The sequence below is a fragment of the Bacillus solimangrovi genome (assembly GCF_001742425.1).
GTDB classification, from domain to species: domain Bacteria; phylum Bacillota; class Bacilli; order Bacillales; family Bacillaceae_N; genus Bacillus_AV; species Bacillus_AV solimangrovi.
The window spans coordinates 17159-33944 of the sequence record NZ_MJEH01000031.1 but is presented as its reverse complement, the minus strand read 5'-3'; the positions used below and the strand labels follow the sequence as shown (position 1 = coordinate 33944).

Annotated in this window: 22 protein-coding genes and 1 pseudogene; 7 read left to right on the top strand and 16 right to left on the bottom strand. The window is 32.6% G+C overall.

Annotated features, from left to right (window positions below; all coding sequences use genetic code 11):
• Nucleotides 1–59: 59 nt before the first annotated feature.
• The 4 genes and pseudogenes from BFG57_RS11540 to BFG57_RS11525 all read right to left on the bottom strand — a co-directional run bounded on the left by BFG57_RS11540 (nucleotide 60) and on the right by BFG57_RS11525 (nucleotide 2602).
• A complete protein-coding gene (locus tag BFG57_RS11540) occupies nucleotides 60–305 on the bottom strand; it encodes an MFS transporter (protein WP_069717646.1) in 246 nt (81 codons plus the stop codon).
• Nucleotides 302–847, bottom strand: coding sequence for a PadR family transcriptional regulator (locus tag BFG57_RS11535; RefSeq protein WP_069717645.1), 546 nt, complete (start codon nucleotides 845–847; stop codon nucleotides 302–304). Before BFG57_RS11535 ends, BFG57_RS11540 begins: the two co-directional genes overlap by 4 nt.
• A 198-nt stretch (nucleotides 848–1045) precedes the next feature.
• Complete coding sequence (locus BFG57_RS11530; protein WP_069717644.1) at nucleotides 1046–1753, bottom strand: ABC transporter permease; 708 nt, start codon at nucleotides 1751–1753, stop codon at nucleotides 1046–1048.
• 18 nt (nucleotides 1754–1771) lie between these two features.
• Nucleotides 1772–2602, bottom strand: a pseudogene (locus BFG57_RS11525) (ATP-binding cassette domain-containing protein).
• Nucleotides 2603–2858: 256 nt separating this feature from the next.
• Between BFG57_RS11525 and BFG57_RS11520 the strand changes: the two are divergent.
• Nucleotides 2859–4343 (top strand): multicopper oxidase family protein, encoded by a 1485-nt coding sequence (locus BFG57_RS11520; protein ID WP_139125131.1) that lies wholly within the window; start codon nucleotides 2859–2861, stop codon nucleotides 4341–4343.
• A 111-nt stretch (nucleotides 4344–4454) separates the two neighbouring features.
• Nucleotides 4455–5189 carry an urease accessory protein UreH domain-containing protein gene (locus tag BFG57_RS11515; RefSeq protein ID WP_069717643.1) on the top strand — a complete coding sequence of 245 codons (735 nt, stop codon included), beginning with the start codon at nucleotides 4455–4457 and terminating at the stop codon, nucleotides 5187–5189.
• A gap of 216 nt (nucleotides 5190–5405) precedes the next feature.
• Here the strand turns inward: BFG57_RS11515 and BFG57_RS11510 are convergent, their stop codons facing one another.
• Together BFG57_RS11510 and BFG57_RS11505 are read right to left on the bottom strand one after the other, a co-directional pair.
• Nucleotides 5406–5951, bottom strand: coding sequence for a GNAT family N-acetyltransferase (locus tag BFG57_RS11510; RefSeq protein ID WP_069717642.1), 546 nt, complete (start codon nucleotides 5949–5951; stop codon nucleotides 5406–5408).
• Between the two features lie 127 nt (nucleotides 5952–6078).
• Complete coding sequence (locus BFG57_RS11505) at nucleotides 6079–6921, bottom strand: LysR family transcriptional regulator (RefSeq protein WP_069717641.1); 843 nt, start codon at nucleotides 6919–6921, stop codon at nucleotides 6079–6081.
• A gap of 123 nt (nucleotides 6922–7044) precedes the next feature.
• Here BFG57_RS11505 and BFG57_RS11500 point away from each other — a divergent pair, with 123 nt between their 5' ends.
• Nucleotides 7045–7785 (top strand): SDR family NAD(P)-dependent oxidoreductase, encoded by a 741-nt coding sequence (locus tag BFG57_RS11500; RefSeq protein WP_069717640.1) that lies wholly within the window; start codon nucleotides 7045–7047, stop codon nucleotides 7783–7785.
• A gap of 454 nt (nucleotides 7786–8239) precedes the next feature.
• On the opposite strand, the gene BFG57_RS11495 is transcribed toward BFG57_RS11500, so the two are convergent.
• From BFG57_RS11495 to BFG57_RS11475, 6 genes are all read right to left on the bottom strand, one after another.
• Nucleotides 8240–8707 (bottom strand): NUDIX hydrolase, encoded by a 468-nt coding sequence (locus BFG57_RS11495; RefSeq protein WP_425388511.1) that lies wholly within the window; start codon nucleotides 8705–8707, stop codon nucleotides 8240–8242.
• 36 nt (nucleotides 8708–8743) lie between these two features.
• Nucleotides 8744–8887, bottom strand: coding sequence for an N-acetyltransferase (locus tag BFG57_RS19525; protein ID WP_342670309.1), 144 nt, complete (start codon nucleotides 8885–8887; stop codon nucleotides 8744–8746).
• A complete protein-coding gene (locus BFG57_RS19520; RefSeq protein ID WP_342670308.1) occupies nucleotides 8887–9066 on the bottom strand; it encodes a hypothetical protein in 180 nt (59 codons plus the stop codon). The genes BFG57_RS19525 and BFG57_RS19520 overlap by 1 nt, the downstream gene beginning before the upstream one ends.
• A 198-nt stretch (nucleotides 9067–9264) precedes the next feature.
• Nucleotides 9265–10080: an alpha/beta fold hydrolase gene (locus tag BFG57_RS11485; RefSeq protein WP_069717638.1), complete on the bottom strand. Its 816-nt coding sequence runs from the start codon at nucleotides 10078–10080 to the stop codon at nucleotides 9265–9267.
• A 120-nt stretch (nucleotides 10081–10200) separates the two neighbouring features.
• Nucleotides 10201–10839, bottom strand: a complete 639-nt coding sequence (locus tag BFG57_RS11480; protein WP_069717637.1) for a hypothetical protein — start codon at nucleotides 10837–10839, stop codon at nucleotides 10201–10203.
• A gap of 174 nt (nucleotides 10840–11013) precedes the next feature.
• The gene (locus tag BFG57_RS11475; RefSeq protein ID WP_069717636.1) at nucleotides 11014–11268 is read right to left on the bottom strand and encodes a hypothetical protein; all 255 of its coding nucleotides are present in this window, start codon (nucleotides 11266–11268) and stop codon (nucleotides 11014–11016) included.
• A 315-nt stretch (nucleotides 11269–11583) separates the two neighbouring features.
• Here BFG57_RS11475 and BFG57_RS11470 point away from each other — a divergent pair, with 315 nt between their 5' ends.
• Complete coding sequence (locus BFG57_RS11470) at nucleotides 11584–12285, top strand: hypothetical protein (protein ID WP_069717635.1); 702 nt, start codon at nucleotides 11584–11586, stop codon at nucleotides 12283–12285.
• A gap of 216 nt (nucleotides 12286–12501) precedes the next feature.
• Nucleotides 12502–12744, top strand: a complete 243-nt coding sequence (locus BFG57_RS18650) for a hypothetical protein (RefSeq protein WP_139125130.1) — start codon at nucleotides 12502–12504, stop codon at nucleotides 12742–12744.
• A 105-nt stretch (nucleotides 12745–12849) separates the two neighbouring features.
• Here the strand turns inward: BFG57_RS18650 and BFG57_RS11465 are convergent, their stop codons facing one another.
• A complete protein-coding gene (locus BFG57_RS11465; protein ID WP_069717634.1) occupies nucleotides 12850–13302 on the bottom strand; it encodes a MarR family winged helix-turn-helix transcriptional regulator in 453 nt (150 codons plus the stop codon).
• Between the two features lie 110 nt (nucleotides 13303–13412).
• On the opposite strand from BFG57_RS11465, the gene BFG57_RS11460 reads away from it, so the two are divergent.
• Nucleotides 13413–13859 carry a GNAT family N-acetyltransferase gene (locus BFG57_RS11460; RefSeq protein WP_069717633.1) on the top strand — a complete coding sequence of 149 codons (447 nt, stop codon included), beginning with the start codon at nucleotides 13413–13415 and terminating at the stop codon, nucleotides 13857–13859.
• 62 nt (nucleotides 13860–13921) lie between these two features.
• Here BFG57_RS11460 and BFG57_RS11455 read toward each other — a convergent pair whose 3' ends face one another.
• A complete protein-coding gene (locus tag BFG57_RS11455) occupies nucleotides 13922–14842 on the bottom strand; it encodes a DMT family transporter (protein WP_069717632.1) in 921 nt (306 codons plus the stop codon).
• A gap of 235 nt (nucleotides 14843–15077) precedes the next feature.
• On the opposite strand from BFG57_RS11455, the gene BFG57_RS11450 reads away from it, so the two are divergent.
• Entirely contained in the window at nucleotides 15078–15647 is a 570-nt protein-coding gene (locus tag BFG57_RS11450; protein WP_069717631.1) for a hypothetical protein, read from the top strand.
• A gap of 77 nt (nucleotides 15648–15724) precedes the next feature.
• Here BFG57_RS11450 and BFG57_RS11445 read toward each other — a convergent pair whose 3' ends face one another.
• Both BFG57_RS11445 and BFG57_RS19145 read right to left on the bottom strand, forming a co-directional pair.
• Nucleotides 15725–16180, bottom strand: a complete 456-nt coding sequence (locus tag BFG57_RS11445) for a GNAT family N-acetyltransferase (protein ID WP_069717630.1) — start codon at nucleotides 16178–16180, stop codon at nucleotides 15725–15727.
• 157 nt (nucleotides 16181–16337) lie between these two features.
• A complete protein-coding gene (locus tag BFG57_RS19145) occupies nucleotides 16338–16772 on the bottom strand; it encodes a hypothetical protein (RefSeq protein ID WP_069717629.1) in 435 nt (144 codons plus the stop codon).
• Nucleotides 16773–16786 lie beyond the last annotated feature (14 nt).

The following is a 16786-nucleotide window of genomic DNA, read 5'->3' as shown; positions in this document are numbered from 1 at the left end:
CTTAGCCCTATAGAATATAGAGCTAAAGCCGTTTAAATCATTTTTATTATTTCCACTGTCTACTTGACAGGGGGCAGTTCAATAAGCTTCTTCCTTCCTATTCTGTCTGCTAACGCTCCGAATAGTGGTGTTGCGACAAACAATGCAATCGCATAACTTGCAAATAATAGACCTATTTCTGACTGAGAAGCACCTAAAGATTCTGCATGAATTGGTAAAAAGGGCACAACTAATCCATACATCAGCATATCCGTAAAAATTGCAAGCATAATAACGAATACAACTATCTTTTTAGGTGTTTTCACTTGTATTCTCCTTCCCTGACAATCTCTAATATTCCATTAATATGTTCTAGTTGAAGCTCACATTGTTTATACATATTCTGAAAAATTAAATCAATTTTTTCAGGTACTTTTCCAATGTTCGCCTGCTTCTGTTCATATCCAAGTTTCATACTTTCATAAATATTTGTTATTTCTAACTTTTGCTTTTCAAGTGCAGTTATGATCTCATCTTCTGTTAAATTCTCTAAAAATGTTAGAGCTGTATAGAGGGGCGCAGGGAAAACGACTGATGAAGAGCTTAGTGAATCAACCAATAATTCGTTTAATTCACGCTCTCCATCTTCTGTAATGTTAAATATTGATTTTGTCCTTAAGCCTGTCTGCTCGACTTTTTCTAGGACAACCTTTCCTTCCTCCTGAAGTTTCTTTAATGCATGATATATTGATGCTGGCTTTACATACGCCCACATATCTGTTTGAGCAGACTGCATCATTTGTTGAATTTCATATCCTGACATAGGTCCTGCAGATTTGAGAAGTCCTAAAACCATAGTACGTGTCATTATCTCCTCCACCTTTACTATATATTTAATACTAAATATTTAGTATTAAATATATAGTAAATTAAATTCTAATTTTTGTAAATATGTTTTTTATTTCAAAAAAGAAAAAAAGTCCATGTTTACTTTACAAACATGGACTGATTATTCTCTATAAATTATAGTTTTTTTAATACGACTTTTAAAATACTTTCACATCGATTACGCTTGTCTAAATCTCTTCAATTGAAAAAATAGAACAATCATAATAAATCCATACAAAGCAATCCAACTAAACTGCAAGTAATAACTAAACGGAATATAATCGATACTATCATTTGTACTCATCATTTGTAGTGATAGATGTACAGGAGGTAATAACCAGATTAGTCCTTTTACTTGTAAGATTATAGTTTTCAACGGAACGACTATTAAGCTGGTAAGTAAGATCGTAAAAACTCCCCACCATGTATTCCTATCATTTTTCACAATATCTCTAGTAAAAATAGAAGTTAATGAAATAGCTAAAATTGAGCTACTAAAATGAGACATGACACCCATTACAACATGTATAAGACGTTGTTTCCCCGCAAACATATCAAATATAATTGGATAATAAACAGAGAGTACACTTAAGCAAAATCCAATCATAATAGCAATAATATATAGACTAATATAATATGCATTTGAACTTTTACAATGCAATTGTGTAATCACTCTTTGACCAGAATCTTCAGCATGAAAGATTGTTACTGTAAACCAACCCATAATAAAGAATAGAACGACAGATGTAAATGAATAGCTATCTAATATTGGGTTTGGCTTGTATGCATAATTAATAACAAGAAACATGATAAAGAATGTGAACGGTGGTAAGTATCGATACGTTCTTATGTAATGAAGTAATTGATATTGTAATAATCCTTTCATGATTTTAACTCCTCCCTCCTATTTATAACTAGCAAACACATTTGATTCAACAATACTTATTGGCTCCAGCCTTTTTACAATCGCTCCCCTAGAAATTGCATCTAATAAGAAACTTTCAGTAACCTTCTTATTGACGACGAGCTTTACTTCATAACCCTTATGAGGTAGCTCTTGCTTCTCTACAACTTCAATAATTTGTGGTAACTCCATTAATAAATCTACAGATGTAATTTCTAATACAATCACATTTTCTTGTATTAAACACTGTAATACTTGTTCAGATTGAATAACCTTCTGATTTTTGATTAGTAGTACTTGGTTAACTACTTGATCGATTAGTTTATTCGAATGACAAGATAAAATAATGCTTAGCCCTTGATTCTTCAATGTTTGGAGCATATCAGCTAAATCATTTTGAGCTTTCACATCTAACCCAGACAGTGGCTCATCTAAAATTAATAACGTCGTCTCTTCTAACATTGCTTGCATGACCATCACTTTTTGTCTCATACTCTTTGAACAATCGGAGAACTTAGTTTGTCGAGCATGAGACATATTAAAAATTTCAAACAGCTGTTTTAATCTTTGCTTGAGCTGCCCGCTGCTAATTCCACTGATTCTACCCATACACATTAAATATTCCTCAGTGGTAAAAGGAATTACGTCGGGTACTACTTCAGGAACATAACCGATCTTAAAATCAGAAGAACGTGTAAGCACTTCTCCACCATCAGGCTACATTAAACCAGCAATAATCTTTAAAATAGTGCTTTTCCCTGAGCCATTCTTGCCAGTTAATGCAACAACTTCGTGTTTATGTATTGAGAATGATGCATTATCAATTACCATCTTTCCTTTATATTTTTTTGAAATATCTCTTAGCTCTACGATAGCTTCCATTGGTAATTATAACCTCCATCAATTATCCTACAAATAATAGAAACAGTGTATCTACAGAAATATTATACTATTACCCATATTTTCCAACAATACTTGAGAACTCTTGATTCACGTTACCCGTTTCTGTTCTGCAATCTTTTTGCACACTTCTTACATATGATTAACAAAGGAATCTAGGTTGAAGTTGAATAAGGAGTGGTTATACATGATAAAAAGCAAAATATTAATCGTTTTTTTCATGTCATTTATTGCATTCATCATAACTGGTTGCCAATCCGATACACAGAGTAGTATTGGAGATCAATCAATCAACATCACAGACATACCAGTTGAACGACCAGACAATATTAACGTGAAAGAGTTTGATATTACAGCTGAAAAAGCACAATGGAAGATTAAAGACCAATCATTCGAAGCTTGGACGTATAATGGAACTGTACCTGGTGAGGAAATTCGAGTTCAAGAGGGAGATTGGTTAAAAGTAAACCTTATAAACAAATTAGATGATCCTGTAACTATCCATTGGCATGGCGTCGTTTTACCAAACCAAATGGATGGTGTAGCAGGAGTAACTCAAAATGCTGTCCAACCTGGTGATACATTTACTTATGAATTCCAAGCTACAGAAGCAGGGACATATTGGTACCATTCACATCAAGATAGTTATTACCAAGTAGATCGAGGATTATATGGGGCTCTAATTGTAGAATCTAAAGAAAAAACGTATGATCAAGATTACGTATTAATGATTGATGAATGGTCGATGGGAAATGAGGGCCGTCGCGGAATGATGGGTAACAATGGAACTCCTGGTGAAATGGATTCTCAGATGATCTATGATACGTTTACAATTAACGGTGAAAGTTACCCTGATATTGACCCTATTGAAGTACGCCAAGGAGAAAAAATAAGACTTCGTGTGATCAATGCAGGCTATCAAAAACAAGTTCTCTACTTAAATAATCATCAATACCAAGTAGTTGCTAATGACGGGAAGAAAGTAAATAATTCTACTCTTACTTCTGATGTTCTATTAGTTGCTCCAGGTGAACGAATTGATATTGAATTTGAGGAAAATAGCTCAAAAGATTGGTATATCGATAGTCCGAATCTTGTAGCCGAATCAGCAGACATAAAGATACCAATCAAAATCATAGATGGTGAAGGAAAAAATGAACATTCGTATAAAGATGCTGAAACACTTCAGCTAATTGACTATACGGAGCAAGGTGAGATGACAACGATCATTGACCAGAATCAACAACCTGATCTCGAATACAAGATGAAGTTAACAGCTGGAATGGCTATGATGAACAACGATATGGCTTATAAAATCAATGGCAAGACATTTCCTGATACAAGTCCAATTAAGGTGAACAAAGGCGACCTTGTCAAAGTAACTCTTTCTAACAATAGTATGTTAGATCACCCTATGCACCTTCACGGACACTACTTCCAAGTTGTATCTAGAAATGGGAAACTACTTGATAAGCCGCTCGTAAAAGACTTAATAAATATAAAACCTCATGAACAATATGAAATTTTATTTATTGCTGACAACCCTGGAGATTGGGTATTTCATTGCCATGATCTCATTCACGCTACTGGAGGTATGGTAACAGTATTAAAATATAATGGCTATGAGACACCATTTGAACTAGGTGGCGAATACCATAATGAACCTGAATAAAATATATTTACTACTAGTGGGATGCCTTTTATCCCCACTAGTTACTACATAAGTAATTTGTTGTAACGTATGTCGGTTCGTGACAACGATAGAACGGGGTGTTCAATTAATATGTATGAATTTTTTAGTCAAATCAGCAATTTCTTAAGTGCACCATTCATTAACATGTCTTATGGAGTTAAAGGAATACCCCTGTTGTCTGCTTTTATTTTAGGCATAATAGGAGCATTAGCACCTTGTCAATTTACTGGTAATCTCGGAGCGATTACGATTTATGGGAATAAATCATTACAGAAAGAAATAGTTTGGAAGGAAGTTAGTTTGTTTATTTTCGGGAAAATATTTGTATTTTCTTCACTCGGATTCGTAGTTTGGTTATTAGGAAAAGAATTTCAACAATCTCTAATAATTTTCTTTCCATGGATTCGTAAAGCAATCGGACCACTGCTAATCTTAATTGGTCTATACTTAGTTGGGTTATTTAAAATGAATTGGACAGTTAACTTCGGGAAAATACCTGATAAATTTATTAATGGGAAGTTAGGTGCCTTTTTTATGGGTGTTAGCTTTTCACTTGGCTTTTGCCCAACAATGTTTGTACTATTCTTTATTTCGCTTATGCCTATCGTGTTATCGACTCCATTTGGGGCAGTGCTACCTACTATTTTCGCCATTGGAACATCATTACCACTAATCATTGCCGTATCTCTAATTTGGTATTTTGGTATCGACGGTAAATCTATGAAAAAAAGAGGTAGAAAGTTTGGAAAAAGTGTACAATTCATTGCAGGTATTATCATGCTTTTGCTTGGAATATTAGATACTTTAACGTATTGGACTTTTTAATTTCCACTTCCACTGATGGAAACTTCTACTCAACTAAAATTGCTATGATCAGAAGACTGTTACTGTTACGATCACAACAGAATAACAAAGAAAGAATGTCTAAGAAAAAATTGACATGACTAAAAAAAGTGATTCATACCCTGAATCGCTTTTTTCAACTTAATAACTATATTTTCTTACCTGTAATGTTATATAGTAGAAAATAGTTTATGAAATTCATTTATTAAACCTACCCATTATAACCGTATTGTAAAATTCATTGTCGCTATGAATTCTATCATTTTTTAAAACACCTTCGATTTCAAAACCATACCGCTCATACAAATTAATAGCTTTTTCATTTGTCTCCAAAACATTAAGTGTCACCTTTTTAATACCATTGGAATCAGCCCAAGAAAGAGATTCTTTTAGTAAATTATTGCCGATACCATATCCCCAATATTTCTTCAATACGCACACACCAAATTCAACTTTGTGAGAAAATCGTTTCAAATCATTTCCTGCACACCTTGAAAATCCAACGATTCTGTCTTCAATTTCAGCAACCAAAAATAAGTTTTTTTCACTTTCTGTATCCGTTTCTATAATTTGTTCAAAACCAACTCCATCAATAAATGCCTCACCTTTTTCCCTATCCATATTCTCAGTCTCGCCATCAACCTGTACACGTAATTGAGACAAATCGCTTGCATCTTCTTTTATAGCGGATCTAACAATATATTTACGTCCTTTAACATTAAATAACTGTTTGTCAATTATCATAATATGCTCCATTCTTAATTAATAGTTTCATAAGGTAGCATGTTACTTTCTTCTATTATAATATTAGTTTACAAATTATCTCTAATTATAGTATAGATTTTACAACTACACCATTTTGGTTTTTTGTTTACGAATTATGTAAATGATGAATGAAATTTCTCAAACTTTTTGATTTTTCTTTTCTATTCTTAATGATAAAATCAATTTGAACTCTTTCTGATAGCTCATGATAATACAATGTATCCACTTCTCTATTATTGTTTATTAAATCTTTTGGTAAAATACTTGCACCTAATCCATTATTAACAGCATGTAGAATTGCTTCCAGTGAATCAAATTCCATAATATTAAATTGTTCTGCTGCACTTTGATTAAAATAAGTTAATGTTTGATCTCTATAAATGCAATTTGGGTCAGTATTCACAATCAGCGTTTGATTTTGTTTCTTCCCTGTCTCAATTTGAAAAGGAGAAATAAGCACCACTTTTTCAATATAACTGTACACCACTTCAAATTGTGAGTGAATGTTTGACTCATTTAAGAAAAGTCCATCAATTTCTCCGTTCGAAAGCATATCCAGTAAATTTTGTCTTGTACTCGTTTTTATCTTCAAATTAACATTATCATTCAACCTCATAAAAGATGAGAATAGCTGAGGTACCTTAACAGCAGATATTGTTTGAGTTGCACCAATTGTTAATGATTCCCTCCACTTCGTTGGATTAATTGTTGATTTTGCCTCATCTATTAAATGAATAATTTGATTCGCATAATCAAGTAACAGTTCCCCTTGAGCAGTTAATGTTACGCCCCTATTATTTCTTGTAAATAACTTAACGCCCAATTCAACCTCTAGATTTTTGATTTTTTGACTTACGTTAGGTTGTACATATCCTAATCTATCAGCAGCTTTAGAAATAGATTTTAATTCTGCAGCATGTTTAAAAATTACTAAATCGTGACTGTCCAATACACACCCCTCCATTCCTATCATTCAAATTGATACCAGTCTCATTATTCTGTATTATACGGCTCATCTCCAAGCAGATACAATATAGGAAAAATAGATTCTTAAAATAAAGGAGAAATTCACATGCACTTAAAAGATAAAGTAATCATTATAACTGGAGGCGGGACTGGAATCGGAAAGGCTACTGCTTTGAAGTTAGCAGCAGAAGGAGCAAAAGTAGTTGTTAATTACAATCGTTCAGCGAAAGAAGCAAATCACACATTGAGTGAAATAAATCAGTTAGGAGGTACAGCATTCACTTATCAAGCGAATGTAGCAATCGAAGAAGAAGTAATCGATATGGTAGCTAAGACCATTAATTCCTTTGGAAGAGTTGATTGTTTAGTGAACAATGCAAGTATAACTGCTCAAATTCCTATGAATAACCTAGAATCAGTAACTGATCAAGTGTGGGACTCACTTTTTGATGTAAACGTAAAAGGAATGTTTCATTGTGTAAAAGCTGTAGTTCCTCATATGCAGGAGCATAAATCAGGATCAATCGTTAATATTGGTAGTGTGGCAGGAATGACTGGCCTAGGATCTTCGATACCTTATGCTGCAACGAAATCTGCGATTCATACGATGACAAAATCGTTAGCAATAGCCCTAGCACCCCATATTAGAGTCAATTGCATTTCTCCTGGTGCAGTTCAAACACGCTGGTGGTCTAATAATGAAGATAAAATGTATCAACTCGCTGGAAACTTACCTCTTGAGAGAATTTCAACAGCTGATGAGATTGCCGAGGCTATTCTGTTTCAACTGTCTCAAGAATCGATTACAGGACAAGTATTTACAATCGATAATGGACAAACACTTTGATGTTATATCTTAAATAAATGATCTTAATAACCACTTTTACTTATTAGTAAGAGTGGTTATTACACAACAATTTATACAACTAATATTCATTAACCGATTCTCCATCTATCATTAATGAATGTACCTTTTATAATGAAACCCATTTTTCGATATAAGTTAAATGCTTTCGTATTATCTTTGATCACTGTCAGTTATAATCTTGTAATCTCAAGTTCTTGTGCCCAATTAAATACTTCTTCAAATAATTGAGAAGCGATCCTTGATACTGCTCAAGAACACCTAAGACAAGCTATGAAGAGTGCTGATTTTGCTTCACATCACTTCTTATTAGTTCCATAAAACGAACAATCTTACTCTCTAATTCTCATCATCATATTTCCTTTCATTAAGTACATAACGTAAAGATGCATAACTTGAAAATTCCATCGAGTTTGATACCGATGGAATTTCCAAGTTATTTTAGTTGCTTATGAAAAGCATTAATATCAAAATATTTTTCTTCTATTATATTATCTACGATTTGATTTAGTACATTTGCATTTCGAAGTTCTTGATTATCAAATTTCGAAAAGTCAGTTATCTTCACCCATGCATAATCTATTATTTCTTCCCCATCAACTGTCAATGAACCACCAGCAAGCTCACCTATAAAATGAAATAGAATTACTTGATCATCTGTACTACTTATAAAATTATAAACCCCAGTTGTATTAGTGAGCTTTACTTCAAACCCTGTTTCTTCTTTCACCTCTCTATGAGCGGCTTCAAAAATATCTTCACCTATTTCAATACGCCCGCTAGGAAAATTCCACATGTTTTTGGCTACACGTTTATTTTCCTTTATCAATAAGAATTTTCCATCTTGAATTATTGAAACACAAACGACTAATACTATCCCATTTTGAGTCATCTTTTTCTCCATTAGCAAGTTAATTTCTTTTACTATTCATGCATGTTCTTATAGCTGTTTGTATGCAAACTCCCGATATACGACAAAGTTATGTTTTTCATAAAACTGTTTTGCAACCTTGTTTTCTAGCCAATAATCTAATTCTATTAGATCTATCTCATTTTTCTTTGCAAAAAGATAGATGTAATCCATCACTCTTGTTCCAATACCTTTATTTCATTTGTTTCATTAATACTTATTTGATGGACATAGGCTGATCGATAGCCCTTCTTAAATGCATTTTCAGGGTAATCTCTAATCTCGAACCAAGCATATCCAACCGCTTCATTATCATCTTCTACGAGTAAGAAAATAAAATCTTCATTGTGCATTAACTTTTCAAAGGAATCTTTCATTTTCTCATAATTGTATGGTTTGAAATACGTTGGATACAAAGAACAATGTAAGTCATGTACAGGTTTATTTAATTTGGCTACTAATTCAAAGTCCTTCGTTCGATTGATTTCAATATTACCCCTCCAACTGAGTTTTTGTAATTATATATCAACAAAACTCAATTGTCTATGATTCTATTTGTCAGTAATTCTATCTAACCAATGATTAATGTTAACGTCGAACAATAGCCTTTGCTCAATTTGCAAATTATGTCCAGCTCCTTCAACTATTGCAAACGTTGCCTTTGGATAATGATCAATTAACTGAAGTGCATCTTTGTATCCAACGACTGAATCCTGTTTTCCAAGCAGAAAAACACTTGGCTTTTCAAAGCTTACTTGATCAATATCGTATGTAAAACCATATTGATCTAATATCTTAGACAGAAATTGCTCATCTGCTATGTTACACCCTACTAATATCTCTTTTTTATAACGTTCCCACGTATGTTGATTGAGCACAACTACGTTTGAACTAAAATCTTCTCTAACATCCTTTTCTAATTGATTAAAAAACGTCTCATCTTTCGAAACGATTGTATGAGCAGGAAGTTTCCTTTTACTCTGCTCTGGAATTATCATTGGACATATAAATGCAGCTCCTGCAACGTTTCCCCTTCTTTTTGCAATGAGACCACGAGCTACATAACCTCCATAAGATTCACCGACAACTAAATAGGATTGATTAGGTATAACGGTATCAATAAACTTCATCACAACTTCTAACATATCATCTGTACTATGTACTTCTTCATAATCTTTGGTTTTACCCATGCCTGGAAGATCAATATATATTCGCTTAAAACCTTCTTCTCTTTCGGAAAAGACGGGCTCCATGCAGCCCTTCATTAATCTCATATCTACAGTAAAGCCGTGAATCATTATAATTGGCATTCCAGAACCATACACTTCATAATTTACTTTCACATTATTAACTACGATATATGACATCACCTAGTCTCCTTCATTCAAAATTAATCCCTTGAATTTTAAAAGAATCAGTTCATTTACTATATTTAGAAAGATTTCAGAGTAAACTCCATTATTTACTATCCGATTTAACTGTTCATATCACTTCTTTTTCATCCCATACTCTAATGCAAACCAATCTGCAAACTTTTCTCTTTGTGCATATGATTTATGTTTTATATCATGTGAGATATTTTCTACATGATGACCTATCTCATGAATCAGCACATCCTTTAAATATAGTGAACGTAATGAATGAATATCAAATTGCAAGTTCCAACCTTTCCCCTCCTTATACCAAATCGCACCATGTCTTTCATACTCTAGACTAATAGATGGTTTGGGCTTTTTATCATATTGGATACATTTTGATTCTGGAAAAGGATGTAAAAAGATTGTTTTATAATAGTCATGGTATGTACCAAACCGTACATTACTATAATTTTTCTGTTTTTCTGAACCGCTACAGAGGTAAATTGCTCTTAAATTCATCAAAAATTCTGAGGGGATTTTATGAAGTACTTTTCGAATATCATCTTCATTAATTGGATGTATTAAACCATTCTTAGCTTTATACGTTTTAATTAATAACTTATCATTTATACTGGGTAACTTGTGATTCTCCTTCACAATTTTGCGGATTTCTGAACTATAAGGGGAGTATTGGGTTAAGTTTGTATATTTCGTTTGGCTCCATGAACCATTCCTCAATCCAGTTGCAAACCCTCGAATCTTACGCATATCCTCACCTCTGTTCGTACTTAAAATTAAACATTACGTTTGTATTTTTTCTCACCAACTGACAGGTAGTATAAAGTGAAACTTCCATCAGTAAAGGTATTCCTTCATCCTCCACTGATGCTTAGTTGAACCAATCAGGTAATTACTGACGACAATTATCTCGTCCTAGTTCTTTTATAGATTAATAAAAACCACCAATGGCACAGTTATTAGGAAGCTAATAATGAGAATAATCCATAATAATGACCTTAGAGGGTCATTCAACCCCATTACATCTTGCCAGTTTGCTTTCGTTGTATTGTCATCGTTTTGATATCTTTTAACTTGTATGTAAAGGTATGCATTTACGATCACTGAAATTATTAGACTCGTAGCCAACACAATATCCATTGAATTAAGAAATTGAATACATTGAGTTATATTATTCATCTTATCCTCCTATATTTTATTAACTTTAACATATTTGTATATTCTGGTTGTTATTATAATCAAATTTACTTCATTATTGTATATTTTTACAAATTATTAAAAGTCTAAATACGTTCAACTTTGAGGATTTACTTTAATCGTCAACAGTTACCTTATACTAGAAACTGTTCATGCTTTCAAATATATTATTTAATGTTGTTCACACCAAAAATTAACTTCATATAAAACACACCTAAACTACATACGAACTCCTCATAACACATATATGATAGATGGTGAATGATATCCATACATTGAAATATAGGGGAGTTCAATATGAAAGACCGTAAGAAACTTATTGCAACAGCATCACTGTCAGCATTACTACTTAGAGGAGATCTGACTTCTCTTCAATCAGAAGTATATGCAGCAACTCCACTAGTTGAAATCTCAATGCCACAGCACGCTTCTATTGTAAAAGCAAAAACGATACGTGAATTCAACAATATCCAGTACAAAGACTATATATTCGAAAATTATGGATTTTATTTCTATAGCCATGATAATAAAGACGGAACAACAACCTACACTGAACTGACTTCAGGTAATACTATTGTAGTAAATACAGACGTTTATAATAAATATGAACAAAAAGGCTTACAGGAAGCTCTTTTCAAAATAGAAAATGCTACTGGATCTGACGAAGAACTTTCACAAGCTTCTCAAATTGTTGCTTCAATCATACATGAAGATCCATGGAGTTTTATGTATAGTCATGTAAAAACCTATAATATTGATACTAGAGGAAAAACCTTCGAACAAGTATATAATGAACTTAAAAATGTCAAAGACAATGACGAACAAAGTAATGAAGAATTGAAAAAAGAAGCAGTTAGTAATGGTGCACTTGTACACCTTCGAGAAGAAACAAAAGAACTGCCTTATGATGAAAACTGGTTAATCGAGAAAAAAGATTGGATAAATGATATACCAGAATATCAATCGAAGATAATAAAGCGAGTTTCTAAGTATATATAGTTCAAAAGCTATTCCTCATGTGTAGCTTCTCTACATTTAATTTGTAAAAAGCCAAAAATAAAGGGTTGAAACACATTAGTTATGACTAATATGTTTCAACCCTTTTATTTTTTTTAAACAAACCTCCTTTATATTTTTTTGCTCTTGCTAATACACCTCATTTCTTCTCTTCTGTTGGTGTATGAATAACGTTAATAATCATTAAATTTTATAACAATGAACTTGACAGTAAGAATTGCCAGAATTGTATCTATTTATTACCTAATAACAGGTCTAGGATTTTTATTTTCAAGTGACTATTCTTTAAAAATGGTAGCCCCTACAGGTTCTGATCCCGTTTTAATTAATCTATCGGGCATGGTACACTTCTTTATAGGCATGACCATTCTTGTACACCATTTTAAGTGGAAGAAACCTCTTCAAATTGCAGTTTCATTGTCAGGTTCTCCTCAACAGTAATTTTATTAAACCCATACTGATTAAATAGCTGAATGGCGTATTCAATAATGATTTCTTTTTTACTTATCTTCATCATGTTTTATAAAAATTAGAAAGCTAAAATGCTTAATAACTCCTTTTATTCCCCTTTTTCACAATTTCCCAGTCGCTCTCTACATTTTTCCTGACCCTCTGTAGAAGTTTATAAATGTCATCTTTTTCATCTTCAGAAAATCCAGATAAGGCTACTTTATTTGAGTGTTCATCCTCTCTATTCAGAAATGGATAGATTTCCTCTCCTTTTTTGGTTGGATATAATCGTTTTATTTTTTTATTTTCTAGATCATTTTTCTTTTCTATGAGTCCTTGTTCTTCTAGCTTTTTAATAGCACGAGATGCTGTCGTACGGTCAACTTTAATCATTTCCGCTAATTTATCTGGAATAATGCCATGATTTTCACAAATACGAACAAGATACAAATATTGTCCTTTTGATAAACCTAATTCCTTAAACTCAATATTGCTAATAGAATCAAGACAACGAGCAATGACACCTATCTCACGTAGAAATTCTTTCATTGTATTAACCCCTTACATATTGTTGCATTTACAACAAAATAATCGTATAATCTCATTATACATTAATTATTGCTTATCTGAACAAATAAAGCTAGAGAGGTATGAATATAATGGAAGCAAAAAAAATCACAACTGAAACCGAATTGCAGAAAGCACTTCAAATTAGAGAAGAAGTTTTTGTTAACGAACAAGGTGTTCCATTAGAAGATGAATATGATAAGTTTGATGACCTTAATGCCCCAGCAGAGCATGTTATCGTTTATCACAATAGTTCTCCTGTAGGTACAGGAAGGATACGTTATGTAGAAGGCGTAGGTAAACTAGAAAGAATTTGCATCTTGAAACCATATCGTAGTATGGGAATTGGGAAAGTAATTATTAACGCACTAGAAGAGATAGCAAAAGAAAAAGAGATTCCTCGAGTGAAACTGCATGGTCAAACTCAAGCAGAAGGTTTTTATCATAAACTTGGATTCGAAACTTCCTCTGAGGAATTCATGGAAGATGGCATTCCTCATGTTCTTATGGTGAAAGAATTAACTAATAAAAAACACTGAAATTAGATTAAGCAAAAAACAATCCTTTCTTAACATAGAAGGGATTGTTTTTTTGCAAATGTTCATTCGTTTACAGTCGTTCCTGCCATTCGTTTAGGAAAGCTCACACTCTTAAGATTAGTTCCCACTACACCTAAAATAATCATTACTGTTCCAATTAGATGGTACATGTATACAGCTTCATGTAAAATAAATGCTCCTGCCAATATGCTTACAATTGTTGAAAGGTTCATGAAAACGACAGACTGAGAAGCTTTCATTCTCGTTACCATGTAGTTACTTAAGAAAGATGTGACGACAGAAGATAAAATACCTAAATATAAGATAGACGTAACAAAGTTAACATTCGTTAACACTGAAAAATCTGCTTTTTCTGGTGAAATGAATAACATCACACTAAACATTATCATTCCACTTCCCATCATTGCATATGTCAGCTCCAAAGGTGAAAATTGCTTAGAGAATTTCCGTGCAAGAACTGTATATACTGCCATTGATATAACGGATAGAACGATTAGAACGATGCCAATCACATTCGCCTCTCCATCAATACCCTTCATTATTGTAATGTAAGCAACACCAGACACTGAAAGTAAAATAGAAAATTTCTGTAATGTAGTTGTACTTTCTTTTAAAAACATTGCAGCAAAAAACATCACAAAAATCGGCACAAGCGCAGTAATAATACCTGCCTCACTAGAAGATGCATATTTCATCCCATATGTTTGAAACGAAAAGGCTAACACCGGTTGAACGATTGAAAATAATATAAGTGGCAAAACTGGTTTACCTCTGAAATCAACTTTAATCACTTTAAATAAAACAAGCACACTCATAGCTATAAACGCAATCGTGAAACGATAAGATAGTATTGATAATGCTGAAGCCTCACTAACAATATTCTTTAAAAATAAATAACTAAATCCGACGATAATCGAACTTATTATCCCTGCTAATACAGGTAACATTGTAGTTTGTTTCATTTTAATTCCCCCAAGTAGGTAACTTATATTTAAAGCTTACTTTTAAAATGAAACAAACACATCAACGCATGGAATGAACACGGACTACAACTTTAGTCTGAGAAATACAGATAGTTGAAATGTGGAAAGAAATAAATAAAGTAAAACTTTCATTCACATTAAGTACATATTCCAAAAATCCAGATGTAACATTTTCCATTTTATAACGTCTATTTTTTTAGGGGAGGGGATGGAATTGAGAAAAAACCTTATCATACGAACAACAATAATTATTTGTATCTTTTTCTTATTTGGTTGTACGTTATCTAAAGATATCGGAAGTGATTATGATACTAAGCAACATCAAGAAACAAATGTGGACAATGGTGAGATTAGGAATGAATATAAGAAGCCTATACCTACTAATAAAAAAATTAGAGATGACATTGCAGATCAGCTTAATGGAATAAAGGAAGATGAATCATTACGTATTAGTGTCTATGCAGAGTTAGAAAATGAGTTACCGAGCTACAAAACTACAATTGTCATTCAAAATATAACATCAAAATCTATGGATTTAATCATGGATTGTGGAAGTATTTATACAATAGATAACGTACCACCTAGTAATGACAACATATGTCCTGCAGTTCATTCAATGGGATTTAAAGCAAATGGTGAAGAAACTATAACTACTAACCTACCAATTGAAAGTTTTAATAAAAATGGTAATTCAATAACTGTAAGGTATGAACAAGGCAACAAAACAAAAGAATTAACAATAGCGTTGCATGAATTAGAAAAAGTTTTTCTAAACGATCAATAAGCAAAGTAAGATAAATAGTCAAGGTAGCATCCCATTGTGATAGAATGCTACCTTTACATTTTCAATCGAAATCAAACTCATAACTCCTTTGTCATAAATACACTATTCGAATCCTCTATATAATCCGCAAATGGCTCACAATACTGAAACCCGAAACTCTCATATAATTTACGTGCTGGTTGGAAAGCATCTATCGAACCCGTCTCTAAACTTACCCTTCGATAGCCACGTTGCTTTGCCTCATTAAGGATGAATTCTAACATCCTCCTTGCAACACCTTTTCGTAAATGTAATGAAGACGTTCGCATTGATTTGATCTCACCGTGCTGACTATCAAGTTTTTTGAGTGCTCCACAACCAACTAATGAACCTTCCTCCCATGCACTCCAAAACGTAATTTCTGGCTTTTTTAACTCATCAAGATTTAAGGCATGAACACTTTCAGCTGGGGATTGCGATGCCATATTATGAAGATGCTCTCCGATTAATTCTGCCACTTCAGTGCCCGTCAAATCATCTACTTTTATTTTCACAAAATCAACCTCCTATTAACCATTTTCAGGTGATATGTAATGACATAAAATCTTTAATAATACACATTTAATAATCTTCATTTATTCAATAAAATTAGTTTTTCAAACATCATTCTCAGGTAATAAAGGTAAAACATTAAAGGTTCATATTTGAACTTCAAACTTTCTTCTCTAAAATTTGAAAATCTTTCGTTTTAGATAATGTTATTTGGAATTTATCAGAAAATTCATTTAAGTCTTCATAAACATTTTTGGGTAGAAAATTAATAATTCGGATGTTGAGCCCTTTTTTCGTCTGAATAATCGCTCCTCTATTCGCCCAATCTAAACGTTTAAATTTTATTTGAGTGATCTGATCAGCATGTACAACTTTTTTGTATATTGGTAAGGTCATAAATAACATTTCATAAGTTAACGAATTACCATTTATCTCAAACTTGAAATTAATAAAAAATACTACTATAAGATATATGAGCAGTATAAATTGAATAACTAAGAGATCGACTGAACTATGGTTCATTGCAATTTGTATAACTGTTAGAAATAGTAAAAAACAGATGACTCCTCTCTGAGTTTTTGCATTGTAAACCATTCTACTACTCTCCT